Genomic DNA, 23798 nt, shown 5'->3' with positions numbered 1-23798 from the left:
TTAAATACTATTTACTAGTGTCTGTTTTTCATCTCAAGATATTCTTTTAGAAAAAAAACGGCAGAGACAGACCATTACTTAAAGTAATGGACAATAGTCTCAACCGCTTTCTGATCAATCACTGTTTTCCCATACTCCTTTATGCGATGGATACTTTCAAGAGTAGGGTTTGAGTATTCAGATAGAACAACTGCCACTAACGTGAAATTACAGTCCTCTACATTTTCTATACAAAAATAATACCTGTCATCCATTACATATAAGCTTCCCCCAGTAAAGCCGAGTACATTAAGCTGATGAGACACTTGAATTACATACTCAATATTGGTAAATTCATAAATCAGGTCCTGCTTTTCCTTTACACTTACCTGTAAATCATAAAAGGAATCCACTAAAGAGGTATCTTCTTCTTCCTCATCCATCGTGACAATCATGACCATACCCTGAGTATGCATCGTAAAGATTTCTACCGCAACCGTTCCTTGTATATCCACATCAAATTGTTCACTAGCTTCTTCAAGCATTTCATGGAACAATTGATGCCACTTTAAAGAATCTTTCCAAATATCCTCTTTTGTTAATCCTCTTTCAGATAAATCATCAATAGTTAAAAATATTTTAATTTTATTATATGTTAATCGTTCTAAGCGCATTATAAAGCCCCCTGCTGTGAACAACTGTTTGTTTAGTTTATGACATTCTTGCAGGAAGGTGAATTGTCTAATCGATATTCCTTCTTACATTCTAGTTTTTAACCAACTATCCCACTTATTACGCGAGGTACCTATAATGTGTTCCTGATATTTGACGTTTTCTTTTTCAGAAATGGTATCAAATGCAAACCCACCTAATCCAATATGTATGTCTTCGTAGTTCTTTATCAATTTCTCTGTGAGTTGTAGCGTTCCTCTAACATTTTCCTTCATTGTGCAAGAAAAGAAGATAAATTTTGGTTTTACAATCTTAATAACCTCATCGATATCTTTCTCTGCTATACTTGCTCCCAAATAAATCACCTCAAATCCTTTACGTCTTAAAAATAACGTAAAGATGAGTAGGCCAAGTTCATGCCACTCACCTGGCCCACACACTGCAATGGCCTTTGGCATCATCGGATTATGCGGAAAGGAGTGCAAGATCATACCAATTCTTGATCGGAGAATAGATGAAGCAAAGTGTTCATGTGCGGTGGTAATCTTAGAATTTTCCCATAAGTCACCAATTTTCACTAGCAATGTGCCCAAAATATCTACCATTACCTTATCTACTGTAAACAAACTAAATGCTTGATTAATGATATCGTGTGCAGTCTTTTCGTCAAAGGCAAGTAGTGATTGAAGTAACTTGTCCGCCATGGCACTTGATAGGTCTCCACCTATTTGAACATGTAGAAGACCTTCTTTTTCTTCAACCTCATTATTTTCAAGTAAAGTAACAGCTTGACTAATGGTAAACCCTTTAGACACTTTGTCTTGGAGCCATCTTAATATCCTTACATGTTCTTCTGTGTATAGACGGTGTCCCGATTCGTTTCTTTTTGGCGCTACCATCTGATAGCGCCTTTCCCAAGCACGTAGCGTTCCTGCTTGAATTCCTAACATTTTTGAGACCGCTTTTATATTATATTTTCCTTCTTCTGTCACCATTGTCTTTCCTCCGTATAACTCGAACTTACTCACATTATACAGTTCATATAAAATATGTGTAAACTTTGTATAGGCTAACATCAGTCTGGGTCTTTATTGGAAATAAAAATAAAATGCGTTTCAGCTCTTGCTCCTAGTCTTAGGGGCATAGCTGTCGTCCCATAGCCATTACTTACAAAAAGAGAGGTGTTTGTTAACTTTTGGAATCCCCCTAACTCATATGGTCCGAACCCAAATATTCTAATTTGACCTCCATGTGTATGACCACTCAACACTAACGAGATCCGATCTTTCACCTGTATTTTTTCCGTGATTCTGGGATTATGGCTGACGAGTATCCGAAACCCCTCCTCTTTAGCATCCTGAAGTGCTAAGTCTAACCGGTCTCTCTTTAATTGAAGGTCATCAACTCCAAGAAGGACCATCACTTCCCCTGCTACTGATTCAAAGGAAACCGCTGTATTATCTAATATCTTCACTCCGTTATCAAGAAGCAAAGCATCTAGCTCATGATAGTCAACCTCATAATCATTATTTCCCCAAACAAAATACAATGGTCCCAACTGTTTGAGAATGGCAAGATTTTGTCTTACCTTCCGGAAATCGACTCCTTTTTCAAGCAGGTCACCACCAATGATTACTAGGTCTACCTGTCCTTTTGATTTCACATCCTGTATTATTTTGTCAGAGATCATGCGCTTATGAATGTCTGATATAAAAAAAAGCTTTAGTTCACCAAAGCTCTTAGGAAACTCTGAAAAAGTAAAATGATGGGTTTGAACTTTATTTCGAAATGCCTCTTTGTACATAAAAATAAGGAGAGAGACAGCTACAAACACTAACGCATAAAATAGGAAATCCATATATCCTCCACTTTATATTATTCTTTACTTTCACGAAGAAGCTCGTAATCTAATGAAATCATACCATAAAGCAATGAGAAACAAAAAAAAGCAACAGCTGGCCATAGAGAGACCATTGATAAAAAATAAAAACTTAAACACACAAAAAAAAGCAAGAGACATTCAAGCTTTAACAACTTCCCCCGCCACCTGCTAACAACCAACATTTCGATACCGTTCCTAATTAAGTCAGCATTTATTAAAAATCCAATAAAAAACGCTAAAATAGAAGCAATAAAAGGAACAGGACTCAATACAACCTCTACAATAATATCAGATAAAGTATTTGGAAAATGGATAGGTATCCATATGATAAATAATAATCCACATATATATCCGAACAAAAGTTTCATGAGTTTTTTCACAAACATAAAAATCCCTCCCATAAACAATGTATGAGAGGAATCAAACTTGTTACACATTTATCTTACAATTAATCTTCATATATGTTTAGAATACGAAATCCAAAATCCTCTAGCTTTTTCACAAACTTGTCAATGTTATTATTTTTTTCAACTTTCAAGACAATTCGTCGAACCAATTTATCCGTTTCATCAAAAGTTACTAATGAAATAATTTGCTCATGAAATTGATGAGCAATTTCTGCTAATTTTGCAATCCTGCCCTCTGTTTCCACAGAGGTAAATGCAATACGAATTCCTGAGCGATGAACGCCAAACGCTGAACCGAATTGCTCTAAACAATCAGAACGAGTGACAACCCCTAAAAACTTTCGATTTTCATCAACTACCGCCACTAAGGGGTAATCCTTTAAATCCAACAATATATTCTCAAAGATTTCATTTCCTTCCAAAAAGCGATCCTGATGTGTTGCAATTTGAGAGACGGTTGTATTTGTTAAATAATCATCTTTTGTTTGCTGGCTTTTAAAGTAATTTTCATAAATGCTGTATCTTGTAACCGTTCCTACATAAGTGTGTCCATCTAACACGGGCAACCCATCAATTTGTTCTTCCTCAAGCTTAGTAAGCGCACTCTGCAGAGAGTCTTGATGAGAAACAACATGACAATGATGCTTTGGTATCATAATACTTTTTACGAACATGTCAATCACCTCAGGAAAGAGTAAATAGCTTCCATAATTTATTCGACAATAAGGTCAAAGAATCCTTTTTCTTCAACCCCTACTTACTTTCATGATAAAGATTTATGTCAAAATTTTTCTTCATCATTTCAAATACTTTGTGACGATTTTTCCACTCATCTTCTTTTTTCCAAAGGTCTTTACTTTTATCAATGATTTCACATCGAAGTGCATGGTATTCCTTTTCAGCTTTCTCACGCTTTTCTCGAAGTAAATTCATAAATCCATATAAGCCTACAATAATGACTAGCATATAGAGGTTACTTGATTGATCAACAAAAACTGAAAACATGGCTGCAAAAGAATATGAGTAAGGTGTTAATATCACTTTATAAAGGTAGTAAAAATAAATAAAACAGAGAAAAATGGTCGTCCACATCACAAGTAAATGACGAAGCTTTAATTTATCAAATTTTCTTTTTTTATCTATCACTTTCTGTAACATTTGCCTGGTAGCCTGATCCGTTCGATTGTCCAATAATAAAATTTCAGATTCCATTATTTCTACCCTCCCTTATCAAATAAATATGAACTTGTCCGATATTTTATGATGATTACAAAAAAAGAGCTCAGCCATTTATATGGCAAAGCCCCATTACTTACTTAGCGGTATGGTTAAGGTTTGTCCTACCGTTATTTCATTTGTTGACAATGAATTTGCTTTCTTAATAATATCAATACCAGACTGTGATTTATAATATTTCATAGCGATTCTAAATACAGTTTCTCCTGGCTGAACCTTATGGTAAACAACGGTTTGATCCACCGGCTCTACTTTTGTAGTTGAGTTAGTTGTGCTTTCAGGAGTTGTTGTTGTTCCTTGAGCAGTTTCGCTACTATTAGCTTGGTCAGCATTTACTGATTCTTCAACTGTATCTCCTTCTGCTTCCACATTCTCGTCGGTCACGACTTCTTTAGTTTCCGTTTTTTCTACCTCCTCTACCGCTACCTCCTCTTCTGCATCTGTATAATAAACAGCTTCTGCTCCCTTACTTTCTTCAACCGTCGTACTTACTGAAGATTTTTGAGAATCGTTATACGTGTAAATACTAAAAATCACGATTGGCAATAAGATAAAAAACATACCTAGCAAGCGTATGAGAGGATACTTTACTTTTATCTTTGTCTTTTTTTTCAATTGTTTTTGTTTATGAACTCTACTCCTTGGTGGAAGCTTATCATTTGAAAGGGTAGCCTTTCCATCTTGTGACGACTCTACTTTAAGATCAACATCCTTCATCCTTTTACGAAGTTTTTCTGCTTGATCTCTAATAGGCTCTTCTTTATTCATTTCTTTCACTTTCCTCTCTTATCCTCTCTTTTCTTTTGATAATAAATCCCAAAAACGCATCAATGACAAAATGCATCGCAATAGTGACTAGTAGATTTCCAGTCCACTCGTATATAACTCCAATAAAGAAGCTGAGCAGAGTGATATTTAAAAAGAGAAACCAATTAAATAGATAGCGATAATGGATAACAGCAAAAATAACGCTAGATACAATTAGTCCAAAATGAGTTTGTATAATCCCTCGAAAAAGAATCTCTTCACTTGTGGCAACAATCACTGAAATAAAGAGAATTTCCCATCCTTTTCTGTTTGAAAACAACTTCTCATTTAACCCTCCATCATCATAATAAGAGGAGGGAAGGAATTTCATAAACATTGCATCAATACAAACGATAAGTAATCCTGCAGGAACTCCTACCCACCAGATAAAAGGGTCGTTCCAGTCAAAGAGATCTAGAAAGGACTTTAGACTATCAAATAAAAAATACCCTATAACTATGGAAAGGACTACAAGTATGACTTGTGTCATGTATAGATGTTTTAACAATTCCTTGTCTGATAATTCATCAATCAACTCTTCATATTTATTATTCATAACTAGTCCCACTCTTCGTAAGCAAGCCCTTCAAATAATCCTTCCACTGAAAAGGCCTATTCTCTACTACTTCTGAACATTTGATTTTGTAGTGATCGTAAACCATTCCACACACAGAACAACAATCGTCAACGGTCACGTGGGTAACTTCTCCAAAATAAGAAAGAACTTTCTTGCGCTTACACTCTTTCGACTGAATCCAGTTCAACATCTCCACTATCTTTTTCCTTTTATGCTTTTTTCTATTGTCAACATATTCAATAAACCGTTCTTCCTCTATCTTTAAATCCATACTGTTAGATAGACTACGGAGAAATTCCTTTGTTAATCTCCAGGAAGTATCCGAAAATCCCCCAATATGTCGAATGGTTTCCTCCATTTCTTCCCACTCATAAAGCAGTTGGTCTCCAAAATGTTGAAACAGCCAGCGAATTTGATATTCTGTAGGAAGCTCTCCTTCTGCTAATTGGTATGGAAGTTGCTCATCATAAGGAGAATACAAAAGAATTGAAATGCTATTCTCTCCATCCCTTCCCGCTCTCCCAATCTCCTGTAAGTAAGACTCTAGCTGTAAAGGCATATGGAAATGGATGACAAACCGAACATTTTCTTTATTGATTCCCATTCCGAAGGCACTAGTGGCACAAATTACATCAAGCTGCCCTTTAATAAATTGCTGCTGAATAAGTATTCTACTTTCCTGGTCAAGCCCACCGTGATACGCCATTGATCTTGGAACGCCACTATCTCTTAGCATCACAGCTACTTCTTCGGCTAATTTTTTACTAGAAAAATAGATAATCCCTGGACCTTGTAAAAAAGATACCCACTCCAACAGCCTTTCAAGCTTTTCCCTTGCATCATGAACATAGTCTACGACCATTTTAATGTTAGGACGGTCAACAGAGGAAACAAACTCCTCCCACTCCTCTAGCTTTAAAGTTCTTACAATATCGGACCGAACCTCCTGATCTGCTGTGGCAGTCAGAGCAATCGTTTGAGGACTTCCAAGAGCTTCACGAATGTCACCTAACTTTAAATAATCAGGTCTAAAATCATAACCCCACTGCGATATACAATGTGCCTCATCTACCACAAATAGGCTGATTACTAACTTATTTAGTTGTGAAACAACAAATTCATTCATTAGCATTTCAGGTGAGATATAAATAAACTTATACGTATGCAAACGACCAAATACACTGCCTCTCTCCTCACGTTCTAGAAAAGAATTGATCGCTACCACTCGTTTTTCACCTCGTGCCATCATCTGTTCAACTTGGTCCTGCATCAATGAAAGCAACGGGGTAACCACTACCACAACACCTTCCATAAGATAAGCGGGTAGTTGATAACAAAGTGACTTACCAGTTCCAGTTGGGAGCATTGCAAGGACATTCTTTCCTTGTAATAATGCTTCAATAATTTCTTTTTGACCTATTTTAAATTGATCGTATCCAAAATGTGTTTTTAATTCATTCTCTAGCATCATAGTAGGTCACCAAATTTCGCAATCACTAATCGAATTTGAAAATAATCTACATCTATTATTTCTCGTATTTTCCTCAACTGCTTTGACGATGCTTTTTGAATCGCCTCTTTTATCCTTTCCTGAAGTGGCTCTTCAACAAATCGGTCAATATTAAACCCATTAACGAAAAGGGCAATCTCAACTATATGATCTTGAATCGTACTTTCTTTTAGTTTTCTTATTCGGCCAATCTCTACAATTCCTTTTCCTCTCTGTATTAATTCGAATGTTTTTTTTGCAGAAACTGTTAGATGATGAAGCTTATCTGTAACTATCATTCTAGCTAATAACGGATAGGCTGTAGGGTTTTCCTCGATTGACCTCATTAAATAATGAAGCAAGGCTTGAAATTGAAATCGATAGCTGTTCTCTTCAATCCCAAGCATTTCTATCGTTTGCATTTCCGTTAACCCTATTGATTGAAATCCCGAAAATCTTGCAACTAATACGCTTGGGTCAACCTCTAGCTCTAAAGACTCCAATAATGACTGTAATTCCTTAAGCAACTGATGAGGAAAGTCTTTGCTGTTTCCTACCGATGTTGCGAATAAATGCTTAATCCAATTTTGAATATCTTTATTCTTCTGAACTGGTATATAGCTGGTTTGTTTATTGACTTGATTAGAACATACTTGGACGAGCAAAGATAATCTTTCCCAAAACTGCATGCAATTGTGATATTTTCCTCCTTGCAAATTTTTCAAGAATGGATACATTGAATACAATTCATTGATCAATCGCTGTCCACTTTCGCTAACGACAATCTGCTGATCGCTAGAAATATACATAAATTCATGTTTTATTAGTTTGCTTATAATGCTGTCGTATTGTTCTCTTGTTAAATGATGCGCTGTATGAAAAAAGGAATCTAATTGAAAAAGATGTGAGTCCTGTATGGTTTGAGATGATTTTTTACCATTTAATAAATGAAACACGCTTGAGCTGCTTCTTTCTCTACCCAGTTTTGATAAACAATAGAGAACGACTTGTTCAAGAATATTTATCAATTCACTTCACCTTCGCTACGTAGGTTTTTTTGTATTTTTATGTCTATTATTGTAGCATGAAATGAGCCGCATTTAATGAATAAAAAATGCCATAAATGGTCAAACCCTTATATGATAAGCATTCTCAATACTTTTTCTATTGAAATGTTGACCATTCAGTTTTACAATAAGATATGAGGGATGCATTCCTAATGCATTTTGGGAATGATAAAATATACTTGTTTAATTTTTGGGAGGTATTTTACATGGCAAAATACACAATTGTAGACAAAGAAACTTGCATTGCATGTGGTGCTTGCGGAGCAGCTGCACCTGACATTTACGATTACGATGATGAAGGCATTGCATTTGTTACTCTTGACGATAACCAAGGTATCGTTGAAATTCCAGACGTACTATTAGACGATATGATGGATGCGTTCGAAGGCTGCCCAACAGATTCTATTAAAGTAGCTGATGAAGCATTTGATGGAGACGCTCTTAAATTCGAATAGTAAATAAGTAAAAGCAACGGCTTTGCCGTTGCTTTTTTTATGACTATGCTGCACTGCTTTGCACTTTTTGTTTGTTCATCCATGTTCCCAATCTTGCAAACAGAAGCATAAAAATAACTGATATTAAAATCCCCTTAACGAGGTTAAAAGGAAGAATGGCCGTAACAATCATTTGTCTTGTTTCTTCGCCAGACATAGCAGGCGTATTTAAAAAGAATGTATAAGCAGGCAAAATAATGTAATAGTTAAGCACACTCATAAGAACTGCCATAGATATGGTACCTACTACCAAGCCAAATGTCATACCTTTTGAAGATTTCACTTTTTGATAAATATAGTATGTTGGCAAAATAAACAGAATACCAGCAACAAAATTTGCAACATGGCCAACAGGAACTCCAGTTGCACTTCCTGTTAAAAAGTAATCAAGTACATTCTTTAGAAGCTCAATCAATATTCCAGCAACTGGTCCGAGTATTAGTGCACCAATCAAAGCTGGCACATCACTAAAATCCACCATTAAAAACTGTGGAAAAGGTGGAAGTGGAAAATTAAGAAGCATTAATACATATGAGATGCTACTTAACATTCCAATCAATACAAGTGTTCTTACGTTAAAACTTTTCATTTCCCTCTCTCCTTTTTTAGGACCATCTCACCTAAAGAAGAAAGGTTCAGCATCACGTACCTCATTAACAAATAAACCTCAAGCAAGTCGCTTGAGGGAGATGTTTTAGAAGTCACGCTTAATAAACGTTTAAAACTCTCATTTTTAAACGTCTGCAGAACCTCCATCTTCTCCCATCCAGACTATACTGTCGGCTTTGGAATCTCACCAAATCCTGCCCAAAAAAAAGGCTCGCGGGCTTAAAGTTTACACTCATTACCGCCGGTCGGGAATTACACCCTGCCCCGAAGATAGACCAATATTATATTTTCCACATAATTATAGCTGAGTTCATACTTTTTGTGAAGAAGTTTGCATTCTGAATGAATTAATTTTTGTCCTTCTATTGTATTTGTGTTAAATTATTAAAGTATATGTACATACGATATTGATTAATTTAAAAGGAGATAATCATGGAAAAAGTTCTTATTTTTGGTCATAAAAATCCTGATACTGACACAATTTGTTCAGCAATCGCTTATGCTGAATTAAAAAAAGCTCTTGGTGTGGATGTGGAAGCGGTTCGTTTAGGGGAAGTAAGTGGAGAAACACAATTTGCCCTTGATACGTTCAAAGCAGAAGCTCCTAGACTCGTTGAAACAGTTGCTGGTGAAGTAAACAGCGTTATCCTAGTTGACCACAACGAAAGACAACAAAGTGTAAGTGATATTGAACAAGTTCGTGTTTTAGAAGTAATTGACCATCACCGTATTGCAAATTTCGAAACGAGCGATCCGCTTTACTACCGCTGTGAGCCAGTTGGTTGTACGGCAACTATTCTTAATAAGCTTTATAAAGAAAATAATGTTCAAATTCGTCCAGAGATTGCTGGTCTTATGCTTTCTGCAATTATCTCTGATTCATTATTATTCAAGTCTCCTACATGTACAGCTGAGGATGTAGCTGCAGCAAAAGAATTAGCTGAACTTGCTGGTGTTGATGCAGAGAGCTATGGATTGGACATGCTTAAGGCTGGCGCAGATTTAAGCGACAAATCCATTCAGCAGCTTGTATCCCTCGACGCAAAAGAATTCCAAATGGGAGCAAGTAAAGTAGAAATTGCCCAAGTGAATGCAGTAGATATTAACGATGTATACTCAAGACAAACTGAACTAGAAGAAACGTTATCAAACATCATTTCAGAAAAAGGTCTAGACCTTTTCTTATTTGTTGTAACAGATATCTTAACAAATGATTCAACAGCTCTTGCATTAGGTAATGCACGATCAGCCGTTGAAGAAGCATACGGTGTAACATTAGAAAATAACAAAGCCTTGTTAAAAGGTGTTGTATCACGTAAAAAACAAATCGTACCCGTTCTTACAGATCTATTCAATTCAAAAATGTAGGATGATTAGCGCAAACTTTAGAAGTTTGCGCTTTTTGTTAAAAAATATAACAAAATCGTGACTTTAAATCATTAAAACGTTTACATCGTCCGATCTGAATGCTTGAGTCCATTGACAGATAAATGTTCGTTTTGTAAAATAATCAGAAAATTGATAATTGGGTAGGTGTTTTGAATGTTTCAAATTCTAGTAGCCGATGCAATAAATGAGGAAGGACTATCTCCCTTATTAGATTTTAATGAAGGAACTTTAATTCAGAAAAAAATTAATGATCCAGAAGTAGATTTAGAAAAAATTGATGCGCTTCTAGTTCGAAGTGCAACAACTGTTACAGAAGAACTGCTCAAAAAAATGCCTCAATTAAAAATTATTGCACGTGCTGGTGTTGGTGTCGACAACATCGACGTGAATGCTGCTACGAAACGAGGAATCATCGTCGTCAATGCTCCAGATGGAAATACCATTTCTACAGCTGAGCATACGTTTGCCATGATGGCCTCCTTAATGAGAAATATTCCACAAGCCCATCAATCGGTTAAAAATCTTGAGTGGAAACGAAATGCATTTATCGGAACTGAACTATATGGAAAAACTCTTGGTATCGTTGGTATGGGTCGAATTGGTTCTGAATTAGCTAAAAGAGCAAAAGTCTTCGGAATGAATGTAAAAGTTTACGATCCTTTCTTAACCAAAGAACGTGCTATAAAGCAAGGTGTTTCTCACGGTAGTTTGGATGAAGTATTGGCAGAAGCAGATATTATTACTGTTCACACTCCATTAACACCAGAAACTAAAGGACTCATTAACGAAGAAACATTAAGTAAAACGAAAAAAGGTGTATACTTCCTTAATTGTGCACGTGGGGGAATTATTGATGAACAAGCTTTGGCGAAGTTCGTTGGCAATGGTCATGTAGCAGGAGCTGCAATCGATGTATTTGAAGTAGAACCGCCTGGAGAACATCCATTGTTTAAGTTTGATAATGTGATCGTCACACCGCATCTAGGTGCGTCTACAAAGGAAGCTCAGCTTAATGTTGCTACACAGGTGGCTAAAGAAGTTCGTATGTATTTTGAAGGCAAACCGGTGCTAAACTCTATTAACCTACCAGCAATGTCTAAAGATATTTTTGAAAAGATCAAACCTTTCCACCAGTTATCTAAGCAAATAGGAACTATTTTGTCACAGTGCATGAAACAAGGAGTAAACGAAATCTCTATTACTTACTCTGGCACAGTAACCGACCTTGAAACATCTTACTTAACAAAAGCGGTCCTGTCTGGATTCTTTAAAAATAGAATAGACGTAAACGTCAATGAAGTAAATGCGTTACTAGCTGCAAAAGAAAGAGGAATTACCATTGGTGAGAAAATATCAACAAATACTTTTGGATATGCAAATAGCATCACTGTCACAGCTAAAGCAGAAAAACATCAGTTTACGGTAAGAGGTACTTTCATTGACCATTATGGACCAAGAATTGTGTACTTAAATGACTTTGTTATCGACTTCCTACCTGAAGGTAATATGCTTTATATTCAGCATATGGACCGCCCAGGTGTCGTTGGTAGAGTGGGTAAAATCCTAGGTGATCAAGAGGTAAATATTGCAACCATGCAAGTCGGTAGAAAGCAAGCTGGTGGAGAAGCTATCATGGTTCTATCATTTGATAAGCCTTTAGACGATCACCAGATCGCTACTCTTGCAGCGGTTGATGATATCGTATCAATTAATCGAATCAATCTATAAAAAAAGATCGGAGGTATATTCCTCCGATCTTTTTCTTATCCTAGTGGATGTATTTTGCGTTCTCCTTTTGAGAACGTCATAATTTCTTTATATCCAACCTCTTTTGCAAGCACCAACGCCTGATCATAATCAGCACCAACATGCTCTGGAAAATGTGCATCAGATGACAATACGATTGGTATCTTTTTATCGAAACACATCTGCAATAATCGTTTGTCAGGATACAATTCACCAATGGGCTTACGTAAACCCGCTGTGCTAATTTCTACACAGGTTTTCGAATTCGCTAGTGCTGTTGTAGCCTTATCATATTGCTCTAGTAAAAACTCTTCTTCCTTCGGTATGTATTTAAAGATTTTTACTAAATCCAAATGACCCACAATATCAAATAGATTTGACTCCGCTAATGTAACGACCTGTTGAAAATAATTTCGATAAACTTCATGCAGATCACGCTTTTCCCATTCATGAATATATTCCTTTAAATCAATTCCAAAGTCATCTACCCAATGAATCGAACCAATTACATAATCGAAATCATAGCTTTTAATAAAAGCTTCCATTTCCGCATGTTTTCCAGGAGTGTAGTCCATTTCGATTGACATTTTTACATCAATCTCATGACTCCATGCCTCATGAAACAAATTCACATAGTCTTTCATATCATAGTATCTACGTTCATTTACCCATGGATTTTGAAGAATATCTGCTGTTTGATAGAAATGATACGCATGCTCAGAAATACCAAATTGGGCGATTCCCTTTGCCTTTGCCTCATCTGTAAATTTCTTTAAATAATCTAACGTTAATGTCCCTGTTTCCAAATGATTATGATAATCTGTTAACATCCAACCAGCCTCTTTTTGAATTTTCTTTCTATTATATACCGATTCAGTGACTGTCGCAATGACAATTCATATTATTCTAATTGCAATACTTGTCTTGGTACGATCATATCATTTTGTAATTGATTCACCTGTTTTAGCTGCTGGACTGACTTACCTGTTTTATGAGCAATGTCTTCAAGTGTATCGCCCTCTTGGACAACATATTTATTTGTATAGGATTCGTCGATTGTTAGCGTTTGATTGACAACAATCGTATCGCTAGTAAGATGATTGGCAGACTTAATGGCATTTACATTTATATTGTATTTTTGAGCTATTGAAGAAAGAGTTTCTCCGATCTGTACGGTATGTGTAATGGTTGATTCAACTTTTTCTGCGGATAATACAACGCTTTCCTGCTCATCATTTTCATTATAAGTTTTTCCATGTCCTTCATATAGTCTAGTTTTGGCAACTGTCTCTAGTACACTAGTGTCTTCTTCCCTTTTTTGTACCGCTACTTCTTGTCCCACTTTTACCTCACCTAATGCTAACACTGGATTAACAGCATTTCTTTTATCAACCGTCCATTCGTTCAGATGAACTTCAAAGTGCAAGTGGACACCTGATGAGTCACCGGTGCTGCCCATTTCACCAAGCTGCTGACCTGCTGTTACCGGATCTCCAGCGTTCACAAACCTTGATTTTAAATGTGCATAAACCGTTTCAATATTATTTTGATGTTTAACGAATATAACATGTCCATATGAACCCGAATAGTAAGATTTAGTTACGACTCCGCCATCAACAGAGTAAATGGGTGTACCTAGAGAAGATGCTATGTCGATTCCTTTATGGCTTCCTTTTCTTGTTCCATATGTATCGGTGATCATTCCATCAGCCGGCCAAATCCAGTCAGCGGTCTCCTGGCTAATATTCATACTTGCTTGAGAGTGTTTTCCTCCGAGAAATAGCAATGTGACACATAATGCCATTAAACCCGCAATCAAAAAACGTTTTATGTAATCTCGCATTTTTTTCCTCCTTGTTATTGTACTCTCCTTTCTCACTTTATGACAGCATGTCTAAAAAAAGACCTCTATCTAAAAAGTACAACTAAGGAAGCAGCCTCCTTTTATATATCCTCACTATTAAAAAGTGAGCGATTAATAAAAACACATTTGTTATTATTTGGACGAAGTGTTTTCTTTTATTCATGAAAAATGAAAAAGATCAGCATCTTGTGCTGATCTCCTTTCTTTTAGTCGATAGATTTTCTGTTTGCTGCGATTGGTACTTGGATTTCTTCTTGTAATGAAAATCTTCCGACATGATCAATCGGTGCATTACTGAATTTTACTTTTTCATATCCAAAGCTCTTTACTGTTAAAAGAATGGCTTCAATTGATTGAGAGGTTTCAGGTGTATCCTCCATGTTTATTCCTTTGTTTAACGTAATGTTTACAATTTTTTGAGTATCATCTATATCAACTGAATTGATTTGATCGACCAGTAATGGTGCTCTTAGGTTGTGTGTATCAATATTTGTTTTCATTGCTTCAAAGGCATTTTCAATTGTAGAATATGATTCTGTATATGGAACAAGGTATGGTTTTGTTGATTCATTATTTGGATAATAAAAATAAAATGCGAGATTCGATTTCTTTTCTATTGATTTTTCAGTGAAAAAATCATGCCCCGTTGACATTCCTTTTTCTGTTTCATCTGTTGTAAAAACAGCTTTTTCTAAATTAAGGTCGAGTAGTATTTGCTGAATGGCTGCTACAAATGGAGTTCCAGCAGTTCCAAATTGATATGGATGATCTGCCGCAACATTGACATTCAATGTGCTATTATTCGAATCTATCGCTAAGTCTGCCTCTAACGGATAAAAATTATCTAGTCCCCATTCTTGTTCGTTAATGCTTGCCATTCCCTCTTCTAATTGAACCAATTGATCAACTTGGTCTGATGGTTCAATCAAGAAGCTAACAGGAATAATATTTTGAACTTGGCTATCTGGAATAGCTAACGTAAATACCTGCATGGCTCCTAAATCCTCAGCATAAACGGCAGTTGTTGAGTCTTCTATAGCTTGGAACGTAATATCATTCATATCATTTGAGTTTTCTTCGCTACCAACGTCCATCCTTGCTTCATTTTCGGTAGTAGATTCTTCCTTTTTTAATGAAGAATTTTGTTCAGTTACAGCTTCTTCTTGCAGGCTTTTATCTGCTGATTGGTTGAAGCTTGTTCCATCAAACAAATTAAAGGAGAGAATAGCTACTAATAATACAGCTGCTGCAGTTGCAAACGATGGAATAATCCACGATTTACGCGGTCGTTCCTCCAACTTTTTTGATATATTTTCGTATATGTCATGAGGATCACGATGATCTTTAAGCTTTGGCATTTCGCGCAACCATTCTTCTAGTTGTTCATCACTTATCTTTTTCATCGATCCCCCTCCTTTTCTAATAGTTGTTGCATTTCCTTTTTCAGAACCTTTAACGCACGGTGTTGAGTGGTTTTTACTTTACTTTCGGTCCAGTTTAAAGCTTCAGCGGTTTCGGCGATTGAAAGCTCCTGGATATACCTCATAATAATCACAATACGCTGATCAATTGTACAATGATCTAAGCATTGGTAAATATATTGATATTCTTCCCTTTGCATCGCAATCTCTTCCGGAATGGGTTGCATATCCTTTACTTGCTGCGTTGACCAATCAAATTTCTCAATGATTCTTTGCTTCCATCCTTTTTGCTTCCTGAACGAATCGATCGCAACATTTCTAGCAATAGAGAAAAGCCATGTCTTTTCACTACTCTTCCCTTCAAAGTTCTGATACGCTTTTAGAACCCTTATATATACTTCTTGAGCAAGATCCTCAGCTTGCTCTCGATTCTTAACCATATAAAACAAAAACTGAAATACGTCTTGATGATATTTCTCATACAACTCGTCAAAAATCGAGTTCACCGGGTTCCCCTCCCCGTTCATCTAATTAGTCGTTCTTTATGTATAGAAAGTTACACTTTAAATATATTATCTATCTAAATAAAAAGGAAGGATTTATTTTACTTAAATCCCTCCCATCATACACCTTATTCAATAAAGCATGTTTCCCGTGAATCAAGAATTTTCGGCATTCTTTAGCAAATTATCCACTTATTCGAGGAATTTGGAAGCTAAATGTCGTTCCATGGTCTAATTTACTTTGCACCGTAATATCGCCTTTGTGGGCTTGAATAATATTCCGTGCAATCGCCAATCCTAATCCGGTACCAGATCTTCCTCTTGTTCTTGCTTTATCTGCTTTATAAAAACGCTCAAACACAAACGGGAGATCTTCTTCAGAAATCCCAGAACCAGAATCACTTACTTCCACATGGAAATTTTGATCATCGATTTTTGCAATTAACTTAACCGTTCCGCCTTCAGGTGTATGTCGAATCGCATTATCAATGAGATTGGTTAGAACCTGCTCAATACGGTCTGGATCCAACACAATGGTCGAGTATTTTAGATCCTGCTCGTAAAGCAGCTGAATTCCCTTTTCTTTTGCAAGCCCTTGAAACTTACGTATAATTCTTTGAATATAGGAGTCGATTTCAACATGATCAGTGGTTAGTTGAATATGTCCGGCCTCCATACGGGCAAGATCTAACAGTTCGTTCACTAGACGACCCATTCTTAGTGATTCATCGTAAATCACCCGTGCCATTTCTTTCTTTTCCTCTGTTGTCTCAGCAATATCATCCACTATCGCCTCACTATATCCCTGAAGCATAGAAATAGGCGTTCGCAGCTCGTGTGATACATTCGCAATAAAATCTTTCCTAAGCTTGTCAAGCTGTCTCTCTTCGGTCATATCTCGAACGACAGCCACTGCACCACGTATGAATGTATTGTTATAAAGAGGACTAACTATGACCACCCAATGACGACCTTGAAGGGAAAATTCGCCTACTTGTTCTTGTTCCATATCTACTGCCCATTGAAAAAGCTCCATCACATCCTGAGGAACCGCTTCTGCCTGAACAGATTTTCCTTCAAGTGTAAAATACCAATGCTGTAAAAAGCGTTCAGCAGGGGGGTTTGTGATTAATATTGTTCCATCCCTATTAAATGTAATGACTCCATCAGCCATACTACTTAAAATACTGGATAATTGTTCTTTTTCCTGACTTAAGGCATTCATATTAAACTTTAATTGCCTTCCCATCTGATTGAAGGCAGTCGCTAGCTCTCCTATTTCATCCCTTGTAAGAATAGGAACCTTCGTATCGAACTTTCCTCTTGCCGCCTCTACAACAGCCTCCCTCATTTTTCGTAGAGGGGCAGTGATACGAGTTAATAGGAAGAAAGCAAAGATAGTAGTTAAAACAATCGCAATTCCAGCAGCTAAGAGAATAAACTTCGTTGTTGATTCAGTTGTTTCTTGAAGAGCCTGTAATGATTGAAAAATATAAACGGCCCCGTTTTCTCCGTCTAGGTTTGCAATCGGTACTCCAATAATTAAAATACTTGAATCACCTTGAGTTTCAGAAAAAGGAATCTCGACTATTTTTTTTGCGACTTCTTGCTGTTCCAGAACTTTGGATAACTCTGCATCTTTTAAAAAGAAACTTACTGGCAGCTCTAAGGATTCTGGGATATCTGGTGAATAGAACGATTCATCTTCACTTTTAATCACCATGGCCCCTGTAACATCGTCCAGTAGTTCCCATGAAATCTGTAAACCAATCTCTAGTTCCTGATCCTCTACAAAATGAGCCATATTTGAAGCGAGATTGGTCAAATTCCCCTCTGTTTCGTTTATATGATAATTCTCAAAAAACTCTAGTAACAATACCGTTAAGATAAATAGCACAAATGAGACGAGCAGGAGAATAGTGAACCATAGTTTCCCAACAACACTACGCCAAAACATTATTCATTGACTACTTCGAACTTATAGCCAACACCCCATACAGTTACAATCATTCTAGCCGCTTGCTCAGATACTTTGTTTAACTTTTCTCGCAAACGTTTTACATGGGTATCAACCGTTCGTAAGTCTCCAAAAAACTCGTAATGCCAAACCTCTTTAAGTAATTGTTCACGATCAAACACCTTATCTGGAGATTTAGCTAAGAAATATAATAACTCATATTCTTTTGGTGTTAGGCTCACTTCTTTTCCATCTGCTAAAACACGGTGTGCATCATTATCAATGGTTAAATGAGGGAAAACGATCACATCTTTAGCCGTTGTTTCTGTGTGTAGAAAGCTTGTGCTAGATGAACGACGTAGAAGTGCTTTTACTCGTAATACAACTTCTCTTGGGCTAAACGGTTTGACAATATAGTCGTCTGTGCCCACTTCAAATCCTTGGACACGGTTGACTTCTTCACCTTTTGCCGTAAGCATAATAACAGGAGTTGCCTTCTTTTCACGTAGTTCACGACAAACCTCAATACCATCCTTACCAGGCATCATTAAGTCAAGAAGGATAACATCATAGTCATTGCTTATCGCCTTCGTCAAGGCTTCATTCCCATCTTCTGCCTCATCAATCATATAATTTTCACGCTCTAAGTACATTTTTAATAAACGGCGAATTCTTTCCTCGTCATCTACAACTAGAATCTTAACATCCTTTTCCATTAAACAATCCCCCTAGATTTTATTTACGTAAGTATGTTTTGAAAACAGCCCTCACAAAAAGTGATGGGCTATCCGAAATCTTTCTTTTTAGGATCCTGCGTAAGAATGAAGCCCTGCAATCACAAGATTGACAGCAACTAAATTAAACATAATAATAATAAATCCAATAACAGCTAACCACGCAGATTTTTCTCCATGCCATCCTTTAGAAAGACGCAGATGTAAAAATGCTGCATAAAAAAGCCAAGTAATGAGTGCCCAAACCTCTTTAGGATCCCATCCCCAAAAACGGGTCCAAGCGATTTGTGCCCAGATCATTGCAAAAATAAGACCACCTAATGTAAACACTGGAAAACCGATTAACACTGAACGGTAGCTGATTTCATCTACTAAGTCTAGATTAATATTTTTTGTAAATGGTTGCAATGCTGCCCCAATTCTTTTTCTTAAGACTAAGCGGAAAAGACCATATAGGAGGATACCCGCACCAAATGACCAAATAACCGTATTTAGCTTTTTCGCATTGATAATACCTGGTACTGAGACAAGTGGTTCCATTTTCCCTTCTGTTAGAAGTTCTCCTTCATTTGGACCAACTAGGGCTGGCAAATGGTACTCAACTTTTGCTTCATTGTCATTTTTATCAACCCAATTAAATTCCGCCTTATAATCAGCAAAGGAAAATGCTGATACAACGATGACAAATCCCAATGTAGCGATTAATCCATACATGACAACCTCTAACCAGGTAGTACTTTTACTATTTTTAGTTTGATCAATCACTTTTACTAAATAAATTAATGCGGCTCCAAAGCTAACGGCTAATATCGCTTCACCTAAAGCCACAGTAGTTACATGTATATGAAGCCAATCACTTTGTAAAGCTGGAATAAGTGGTGAAATATCTGTTGGGAACATACTTGCAAATGCAATCACCAATAGGGCAATTGGCATTGTAAATAACCCTAATAAAGGTGTCTTATAGATAAAATAGATAATGATAAAAGCACCAACTAAACACATTCCAAAAAAGGTCGTAAATTCAAATAGATTACTCACTGGAGCGTGTCCAGCAATTGACCATCTTGTAAAAAAGAAACCAAGCTGTGCAACAAATCCAATAATGGAAATGACGATCCCAAAAATGGCCCACTTGTCACTATTTTGTTGATGATCTAAGTTTTTCTTTTGCTTTATTGCCCCTCCAAAGAACGGAATAGAAAGTAAGTAAAATATAAACGCAATATATAATAGATTCTCACTAAGAGTGATCAATCTTTTTCCCCCTCGTCCACCTGGTTTTCCTTCAATTGGTCCATCGGTTCTTGAATTTCTGTCCCCGCAAGAACCAGCTGTATTTCTCTTTTCAGTCCAAACCAGTTTTTATTCGTATGTGCTGCTACCCAAACCTCGTCACCTTTACGCTGAATCCATATGCGACGATGGTTCCAATAAGCTCCTTGAACTACACCAATCATGAAGATCAACCCGCCTAGTCCAATGATCCATAGAGTTAAGTCTTTACGAACGGTCAGACCAGTCACATCCTTTGTTTCAATTCCATTGAAGGCCATCTTGTATTCATTATCCCCAAGAGGTTCAATCGTTTGCTGAATGGCAACGAAACTAACTTCTCCTTCAGGTTTTTCTGGTGAATACATCTTAAATACGAAAGCTGGATTATTTGGAACTCTTGACTTTGTTGTAGGATTTCCATCTTCACCAAATTCAAAGTCTGGGAAGTAACTCATTAGTTCAACTGAGTAACCGTTATCAAGTTCATACATTTTCTCCGGGTCGTTCAAATTAATAGTAATATCACCAAAAGTTTCCCCTGTAGTCTTATTTGTTAGTAAAAATGACATTTCAGATAATTCATCGAGTTTATAGTTGACCTGATAAAGAGCAAACTTTTCAAACTTTAGCGGTTCATTCACTCGAATACTACTAGATTCAACTTCCTCTAGTTCAGGTTCCTCACCTGCTACCGTATTTCCCTTTGTCTTATATAGTATGACATCAGATTGATAGTTTTTTGCAACCATTCCTGCACTATCTAAAGCATCACTGAATGCTTCATTATCCGTTTCCTTATCATACACCTCTAACTTAAAATCCACATTCTTTAGGTAATATTGCCCATCTGTCTCGGGAATCACTTTTGTTTCCCCTTCTCGGAGCCAAAGAATTTCATCAATGTACATTCCTGGAACAAATCGGAGCATACTACCAATGAGAAAGATGATTAATCCTACATGATTTACATAAGGACCCCATCTAGAGAAACGTCCTTTTTCAGCTAAAATATTCCCTTCATCTTCACGGATGTTATAGCGTTTCTTTTTTAATTGTTCTTTTACTGCTTCATAGGAATCTTTACTTACTACAATGCTTGTCGTTCCAAATATTCTTTGTCTTTGCAAAAAACTCTCATGTCGAATGACTCTTTGTTTCTTTAATGCTCTATATAAGGGCACCACGCGATCAAGACTACAAATAACCAGTGAAACTCCGATCGCTGCAATTAATAATAGATACCACCATGAGCTATATAAATTATGAAAACCAAGATCATAATACAATCTACCAAACCAACCGTATTGGTCCTCATAATAATCAGCAACAGGCATAATATTTGGAATATACATCTCTTGAGGTAAAATGGTTCCTAACGAAGAAGCAATAAGTGTCACAATAATAAGCCATACCCCTACTTTTACCGATGAGAAAAAGTTCCAAACTTTATCAATCATCGATTTATTATATGTTTGTGACCTTCTTGCACTTCCTTCGTACCGCATGTCTATTACGGGTTCTGCTGTAATTTGAGTTCCATCCTCTATGATTTTCCCACATGCCTCACAGAGGATTGTGCCATGTGGATTAACATGACCACAATCGCATTTTACTTGATTCATTGAAAATCTCCTCATACCCTATGGTTTTATCTTCTCCATCATCTCTGTAACATCAGCCTCAGCAATGATCTGCCCCTTATGTATTTCTACCACATTTCCTTGTTTATCAATGAGAAATGTAATTGGAAGAGGATCTACTCCATAAGCTGTCATTACTTGACCGTCTTTGTCAGTAACAATTGGAAATTGCAAATCATATCGTTTAGAAAAATCAGAAACAGCAACATTAGATTCCCCAACATTTACTGCAATAACATGTACCCCTTGATCTTTATATGCTTGATATTGGCTATTTAAAAACGGCATTTCTTTCTCACAAGGCTTACACCAAGTTGCCCAAAAATTTAACAGCACACCTTCTCCTTCATACTCGGAAAGCTGATGTTTTTCCCCATCGAGATCAGTAAGAACAAAGTCAGGTGCTTTTTTCCCTACCTCGACCTTTTGTACCTCATCCTTAGTAAAATTGGCGTATAGTGTATAGGCAACCGCAGCGCCAAGAAGCAGTAAAATGACCGTTCTTATTAGCAGCCTCTGCTTTTTCATATGGTTCCTCCCCCATTCACAGTCAAAATTGCACAATTTGTTTTATTATATCATTTTTCAACATACTCATATTGTTATCGCTATCAAAAGACTGTGACACTTCTATGAACTTTTTTATTTTTTTAGTGCAAGTGTGCGTAATTGTTTTACTTCATGAGGAGAAAGCTCTCGAGCATCGCCCACTTTTAATCCTTGAAGGGTCAGAAAACCATAACGCTCTCTTTTTAGCTTTAGAACAGGATTCCCTACAGCTTCAAACATTCTTCTAACCTGTCTGTTTCTTCCTTCATGGATGGTAATCTCAACAATCGCAGTTTGTTTTTTCTTGTCGACAGTATGCATTTTCACTTTTGCAGGAGCGGTTTTCCCATCCTCTAGACGAACCCCTCTTTCAAGAGCCTTTAACGCTTCCCTTGTAGGAATACCTTTTACCTTTGCCACATACACTTTATCGATTTGGTTACTAGGATGCATTAGTGTATTAGCAAATTCACCATCATTCGTTAAAATTAATAGACCAGATGTATCATAATCTAATCTTCCAACTGGATAAATTCTTTGTTCAATCATTGGGAAGAAATCTGTTACTACTTTTCTCCCTTTATCATCGTTAACACTCGAGATTACTCCCCTAGGTTTATAAAGCATAAAGTAGATCGGTTCTTCTCTTTCTAAAGGAATTCCATCCACTTCTACTTTATCTGAAGAAGAAACCTTTACTCCTAGCTCTTTTACAACCTTCCCATTCACTCGAACATGTCCTTCTTCAATTAATTGTTCTGCTTTTCTTCTTGACGCAATCCCTGCGTGTGCGATTACTTTCTGTAATCTTTCCATATATGTCACCTCATAATGTGTGTTTCCTGTAGTGTTTACTCCTCTAGCATTATGACATATATTTTCATGATTTCAAAGTAACCTGTACGAAATTACCATTGTAAAAAAAGATACTCCTCACATAATGTGAAGAGTATCCTCTATTAATTAATACCCGAATACGATTGTAACTACCACAATTGCAGCGATTATACCTACTAAATCAGCGAGAAGTCCAACTTTTAGGGCATCCCCCATTTTTTTGATTCCAACAGCACCAAAATAAACTGTTAACACATAGAAGGTAGTATCCGTACTTCCTTGTAAAGTGGCGGCTAGTCTACCAATATACGAATCTGGTCCATGCTGTGCCATTAAATCACTCGTCATCCCTAGTGCGGCAGTTCCAGAGATTGGCCGAATAATAGCTAGCGGTGCAATCTCAGGAGGAACACCAATTGCTTGAAGGACCGGTTTTAAAAAACCCATAAAATACTCCAACGCACCTGATGCACGAAAAACGGAAATAGCTACAAGCATTCCAACTAAAAAGGGAATGATTGAGACGGCAATCTTTATTCCTTCTTTCCCGCCTTCAACAAAGCTTTCATATGTAGGAACTTGTTTATACGTTCCATATAAGAGAATAACAGCAATCAATACGGGAATAAACCATAATGAAATAGCTGTAACGATACCCATT

Annotated in this window: 25 protein-coding genes and 1 riboswitch; of the genes, 3 read left to right on the top strand and 22 right to left on the bottom strand. The window is 36.7% G+C overall.

Going from position 1 to position 23798, the window contains the following annotated elements; all coding sequences use genetic code 11:
• Nucleotides 1–74: 74 nt before the first annotated feature.
• The 10 genes from ACVBAX_RS02495 to ACVBAX_RS02450 all read right to left on the bottom strand — a co-directional run bounded on the left by ACVBAX_RS02495 (nucleotide 75) and on the right by ACVBAX_RS02450 (nucleotide 8077).
• Complete coding sequence (locus tag ACVBAX_RS02495) at nucleotides 75–653, bottom strand: genetic competence negative regulator (RefSeq protein ID WP_430772989.1); 579 nt, start codon at nucleotides 651–653, stop codon at nucleotides 75–77.
• Nucleotides 654–737: 84 nt separating this feature from the next.
• Entirely contained in the window at nucleotides 738–1646 is a 909-nt protein-coding gene (locus tag ACVBAX_RS02490; protein ID WP_447115760.1) for a MerR family transcriptional regulator, read from the bottom strand.
• Between the two features lie 80 nt (nucleotides 1647–1726).
• Entirely contained in the window at nucleotides 1727–2509 is a 783-nt protein-coding gene (locus tag ACVBAX_RS02485) for a metallophosphoesterase (protein ID WP_447115759.1), read from the bottom strand.
• Between the two features lie 17 nt (nucleotides 2510–2526).
• A complete protein-coding gene (locus ACVBAX_RS02480; protein ID WP_447115758.1) occupies nucleotides 2527–2919 on the bottom strand; it encodes a hypothetical protein in 393 nt (130 codons plus the stop codon).
• A 62-nt stretch (nucleotides 2920–2981) separates the two neighbouring features.
• Complete coding sequence (locus tag ACVBAX_RS02475; protein ID WP_447115757.1) at nucleotides 2982–3614, bottom strand: CBS domain-containing protein; 633 nt, start codon at nucleotides 3612–3614, stop codon at nucleotides 2982–2984.
• Nucleotides 3615–3693: 79 nt separating this feature from the next.
• Nucleotides 3694–4152 carry a YpbF family protein gene (locus ACVBAX_RS02470; protein ID WP_447115756.1) on the bottom strand — a complete coding sequence of 153 codons (459 nt, stop codon included), beginning with the start codon at nucleotides 4150–4152 and terminating at the stop codon, nucleotides 3694–3696.
• Nucleotides 4153–4248: 96 nt separating this feature from the next.
• Entirely contained in the window at nucleotides 4249–4944 is a 696-nt protein-coding gene (locus ACVBAX_RS02465; protein ID WP_447115755.1) for a LysM peptidoglycan-binding domain-containing protein, read from the bottom strand.
• Nucleotides 4937–5539, bottom strand: coding sequence for a CPBP family intramembrane glutamic endopeptidase (locus ACVBAX_RS02460; protein WP_447115754.1), 603 nt, complete (start codon nucleotides 5537–5539; stop codon nucleotides 4937–4939). Before ACVBAX_RS02460 ends, ACVBAX_RS02465 begins: the two co-directional genes overlap by 8 nt.
• Complete coding sequence (locus ACVBAX_RS02455) at nucleotides 5532–7031, bottom strand: RecQ family ATP-dependent DNA helicase (protein WP_447115753.1); 1500 nt, start codon at nucleotides 7029–7031, stop codon at nucleotides 5532–5534. Before ACVBAX_RS02455 ends, ACVBAX_RS02460 begins: the two co-directional genes overlap by 8 nt.
• On the bottom strand, nucleotides 7028–8077 hold the full coding sequence (locus ACVBAX_RS02450) for a helix-turn-helix domain-containing protein (RefSeq protein WP_447115752.1): 1050 nt from the start codon (nucleotides 8075–8077) through the stop codon (nucleotides 7028–7030). Before ACVBAX_RS02450 ends, ACVBAX_RS02455 begins: the two co-directional genes overlap by 4 nt.
• 245 nt (nucleotides 8078–8322) lie before the next feature.
• On the opposite strand from ACVBAX_RS02450, the gene ACVBAX_RS02445 reads away from it, so the two are divergent.
• Entirely contained in the window at nucleotides 8323–8571 is a 249-nt protein-coding gene (locus tag ACVBAX_RS02445) for a ferredoxin (protein ID WP_066047499.1), read from the top strand.
• A gap of 43 nt (nucleotides 8572–8614) precedes the next feature.
• Here ACVBAX_RS02445 and ACVBAX_RS02440 read toward each other — a convergent pair whose 3' ends face one another.
• Nucleotides 8615–9199 (bottom strand): ECF transporter S component, encoded by a 585-nt coding sequence (locus ACVBAX_RS02440; protein ID WP_447115751.1) that lies wholly within the window; start codon nucleotides 9197–9199, stop codon nucleotides 8615–8617.
• Nucleotides 9200–9360: 161 nt separating this feature from the next.
• Nucleotides 9361–9495, bottom strand: a riboswitch (FMN riboswitch).
• Nucleotides 9496–9651: 156 nt separating this feature from the next.
• Between ACVBAX_RS02440 and ACVBAX_RS02435 the strand changes: the two genes are divergently transcribed.
• Entirely contained in the window at nucleotides 9652–10587 is a 936-nt protein-coding gene (locus tag ACVBAX_RS02435; protein ID WP_447115750.1) for a manganese-dependent inorganic pyrophosphatase, read from the top strand.
• Between the two features lie 174 nt (nucleotides 10588–10761).
• Complete coding sequence (gene serA, locus ACVBAX_RS02430; protein WP_447115749.1) at nucleotides 10762–12336, top strand: phosphoglycerate dehydrogenase; 1575 nt, start codon at nucleotides 10762–10764, stop codon at nucleotides 12334–12336.
• Between the two features lie 35 nt (nucleotides 12337–12371).
• Here serA and ACVBAX_RS02425 read toward each other — a convergent pair whose 3' ends face one another.
• From ACVBAX_RS02425 to ACVBAX_RS02375, 11 genes are all read right to left on the bottom strand, one after another.
• Nucleotides 12372–13184, bottom strand: coding sequence for a histidinol-phosphatase (locus ACVBAX_RS02425; protein ID WP_447115748.1), 813 nt, complete (start codon nucleotides 13182–13184; stop codon nucleotides 12372–12374).
• Between the two features lie 71 nt (nucleotides 13185–13255).
• Nucleotides 13256–14197 (bottom strand): peptidoglycan DD-metalloendopeptidase family protein, encoded by a 942-nt coding sequence (locus ACVBAX_RS02420; RefSeq protein ID WP_447115747.1) that lies wholly within the window; start codon nucleotides 14195–14197, stop codon nucleotides 13256–13258.
• Between the two features lie 227 nt (nucleotides 14198–14424).
• Complete coding sequence (locus tag ACVBAX_RS02415) at nucleotides 14425–15621, bottom strand: hypothetical protein (protein WP_447115746.1); 1197 nt, start codon at nucleotides 15619–15621, stop codon at nucleotides 14425–14427.
• Complete coding sequence (sigX, locus tag ACVBAX_RS02410; protein ID WP_447115745.1) at nucleotides 15618–16145, bottom strand: RNA polymerase sigma factor SigX; 528 nt, start codon at nucleotides 16143–16145, stop codon at nucleotides 15618–15620. Before sigX ends, ACVBAX_RS02415 begins: the two co-directional genes overlap by 4 nt.
• A 181-nt stretch (nucleotides 16146–16326) precedes the next feature.
• Entirely contained in the window at nucleotides 16327–18102 is a 1776-nt protein-coding gene (locus ACVBAX_RS02405; RefSeq protein WP_447116024.1) for an ATP-binding protein, read from the bottom strand.
• Nucleotides 18099–18815, bottom strand: coding sequence for a response regulator transcription factor (locus tag ACVBAX_RS02400; RefSeq protein WP_447115744.1), 717 nt, complete (start codon nucleotides 18813–18815; stop codon nucleotides 18099–18101). Before ACVBAX_RS02400 ends, ACVBAX_RS02405 begins: the two co-directional genes overlap by 4 nt.
• 87 nt (nucleotides 18816–18902) lie before the next feature.
• Complete coding sequence (ccsB, locus tag ACVBAX_RS02395) at nucleotides 18903–20090, bottom strand: c-type cytochrome biogenesis protein CcsB (protein ID WP_447115743.1); 1188 nt, start codon at nucleotides 20088–20090, stop codon at nucleotides 18903–18905.
• Nucleotides 20087–21733, bottom strand: coding sequence for a cytochrome c biogenesis protein ResB (resB, locus tag ACVBAX_RS02390; RefSeq protein ID WP_447115742.1), 1647 nt, complete (start codon nucleotides 21731–21733; stop codon nucleotides 20087–20089). Before resB ends, ccsB begins: the two co-directional genes overlap by 4 nt.
• Nucleotides 21734–21751: 18 nt before the next feature.
• Nucleotides 21752–22279 (bottom strand): thiol-disulfide oxidoreductase ResA, encoded by a 528-nt coding sequence (gene resA / locus ACVBAX_RS02385; RefSeq protein ID WP_447115741.1) that lies wholly within the window; start codon nucleotides 22277–22279, stop codon nucleotides 21752–21754.
• 114 nt (nucleotides 22280–22393) lie between these two features.
• On the bottom strand, nucleotides 22394–23116 hold the full coding sequence (gene rluB / locus ACVBAX_RS02380; protein ID WP_430772965.1) for a 23S rRNA pseudouridine(2605) synthase RluB: 723 nt from the start codon (nucleotides 23114–23116) through the stop codon (nucleotides 22394–22396).
• Between the two features lie 147 nt (nucleotides 23117–23263).
• Entirely contained in the window at nucleotides 23264–23797 is a 534-nt protein-coding gene (locus ACVBAX_RS02375) for a spore maturation protein (protein ID WP_447116023.1), read from the bottom strand.
• Nucleotide 23798: the final 1 nt, after the last annotated feature.

It is taken from the genome of Robertmurraya sp. GLU-23, from assembly GCF_052983275.1.
The sequence above is the reverse complement of the archived record's forward strand: the minus strand, read 5'-3'. Positions and strand labels throughout refer to the sequence as shown.

Excerpts from the sequence above, each read along its gene's own strand:
- ACVBAX_RS02495 (WP_430772989.1), bottom strand. The coding sequence starts at position 653 with ATGCGCTTAGAACGATTAACATATAATAAAATTAAAATATTTTTAACT.
- ACVBAX_RS02490 (WP_447115760.1), bottom strand. The coding sequence starts at position 1,646 with ATGGTGACAGAAGAAGGAAAATATAATATAAAAGCGGTCTCAAAAATG.
- ACVBAX_RS02485 (WP_447115759.1), bottom strand. The coding sequence starts at position 2,509 with ATGGATTTCCTATTTTATGCGTTAGTGTTTGTAGCTGTCTCTCTCCTT.
- ACVBAX_RS02480 (WP_447115758.1), bottom strand. The coding sequence starts at position 2,919 with ATGTTTGTGAAAAAACTCATGAAACTTTTGTTCGGATATATATGTGGA.
- ACVBAX_RS02475 (WP_447115757.1), bottom strand. The coding sequence starts at position 3,614 with ATGTTCGTAAAAAGTATTATGATACCAAAGCATCATTGTCATGTTGTT.
- ACVBAX_RS02470 (WP_447115756.1), bottom strand. The coding sequence starts at position 4,152 with ATGGAATCTGAAATTTTATTATTGGACAATCGAACGGATCAGGCTACC.
- ACVBAX_RS02465 (WP_447115755.1), bottom strand. The coding sequence starts at position 4,944 with ATGAATAAAGAAGAGCCTATTAGAGATCAAGCAGAAAAACTTCGTAAA.
- ACVBAX_RS02460 (WP_447115754.1), bottom strand. The coding sequence starts at position 5,539 with ATGAATAATAAATATGAAGAGTTGATTGATGAATTATCAGACAAGGAA.
- ACVBAX_RS02455 (WP_447115753.1), bottom strand. The coding sequence starts at position 7,031 with ATGATGCTAGAGAATGAATTAAAAACACATTTTGGATACGATCAATTT.
- ACVBAX_RS02445 (WP_066047499.1), top strand. The coding sequence starts at position 8,323 with ATGGCAAAATACACAATTGTAGACAAAGAAACTTGCATTGCATGTGGT.
- ACVBAX_RS02440 (WP_447115751.1), bottom strand. The coding sequence starts at position 9,199 with ATGAAAAGTTTTAACGTAAGAACACTTGTATTGATTGGAATGTTAAGT.
- ACVBAX_RS02435 (WP_447115750.1), top strand. The coding sequence starts at position 9,652 with ATGGAAAAAGTTCTTATTTTTGGTCATAAAAATCCTGATACTGACACA.
- serA (WP_447115749.1), top strand. The coding sequence starts at position 10,762 with ATGTTTCAAATTCTAGTAGCCGATGCAATAAATGAGGAAGGACTATCT.
- ACVBAX_RS02425 (WP_447115748.1), bottom strand. The coding sequence starts at position 13,184 with ATGTTAACAGATTATCATAATCATTTGGAAACAGGGACATTAACGTTA.
- ACVBAX_RS02420 (WP_447115747.1), bottom strand. The coding sequence starts at position 14,197 with ATGCGAGATTACATAAAACGTTTTTTGATTGCGGGTTTAATGGCATTA.
- ACVBAX_RS02415 (WP_447115746.1), bottom strand. The coding sequence starts at position 15,621 with ATGAAAAAGATAAGTGATGAACAACTAGAAGAATGGTTGCGCGAAATG.
- ACVBAX_RS02400 (WP_447115744.1), bottom strand. The coding sequence starts at position 18,815 with ATGGAAAAGGATGTTAAGATTCTAGTTGTAGATGACGAGGAAAGAATT.
- resB (WP_447115742.1), bottom strand. The coding sequence starts at position 21,733 with ATGAATCAAGTAAAATGCGATTGTGGTCATGTTAATCCACATGGCACA.
- resA (WP_447115741.1), bottom strand. The coding sequence starts at position 22,279 with ATGAAAAAGCAGAGGCTGCTAATAAGAACGGTCATTTTACTGCTTCTT.
- rluB (WP_430772965.1), bottom strand. The coding sequence starts at position 23,116 with ATGGAAAGATTACAGAAAGTAATCGCACACGCAGGGATTGCGTCAAGA.
- ACVBAX_RS02375 (WP_447116023.1), bottom strand. The coding sequence starts at position 23,797 with ATGGGTATCGTTACAGCTATTTCATTATGGTTTATTCCCGTATTGATT.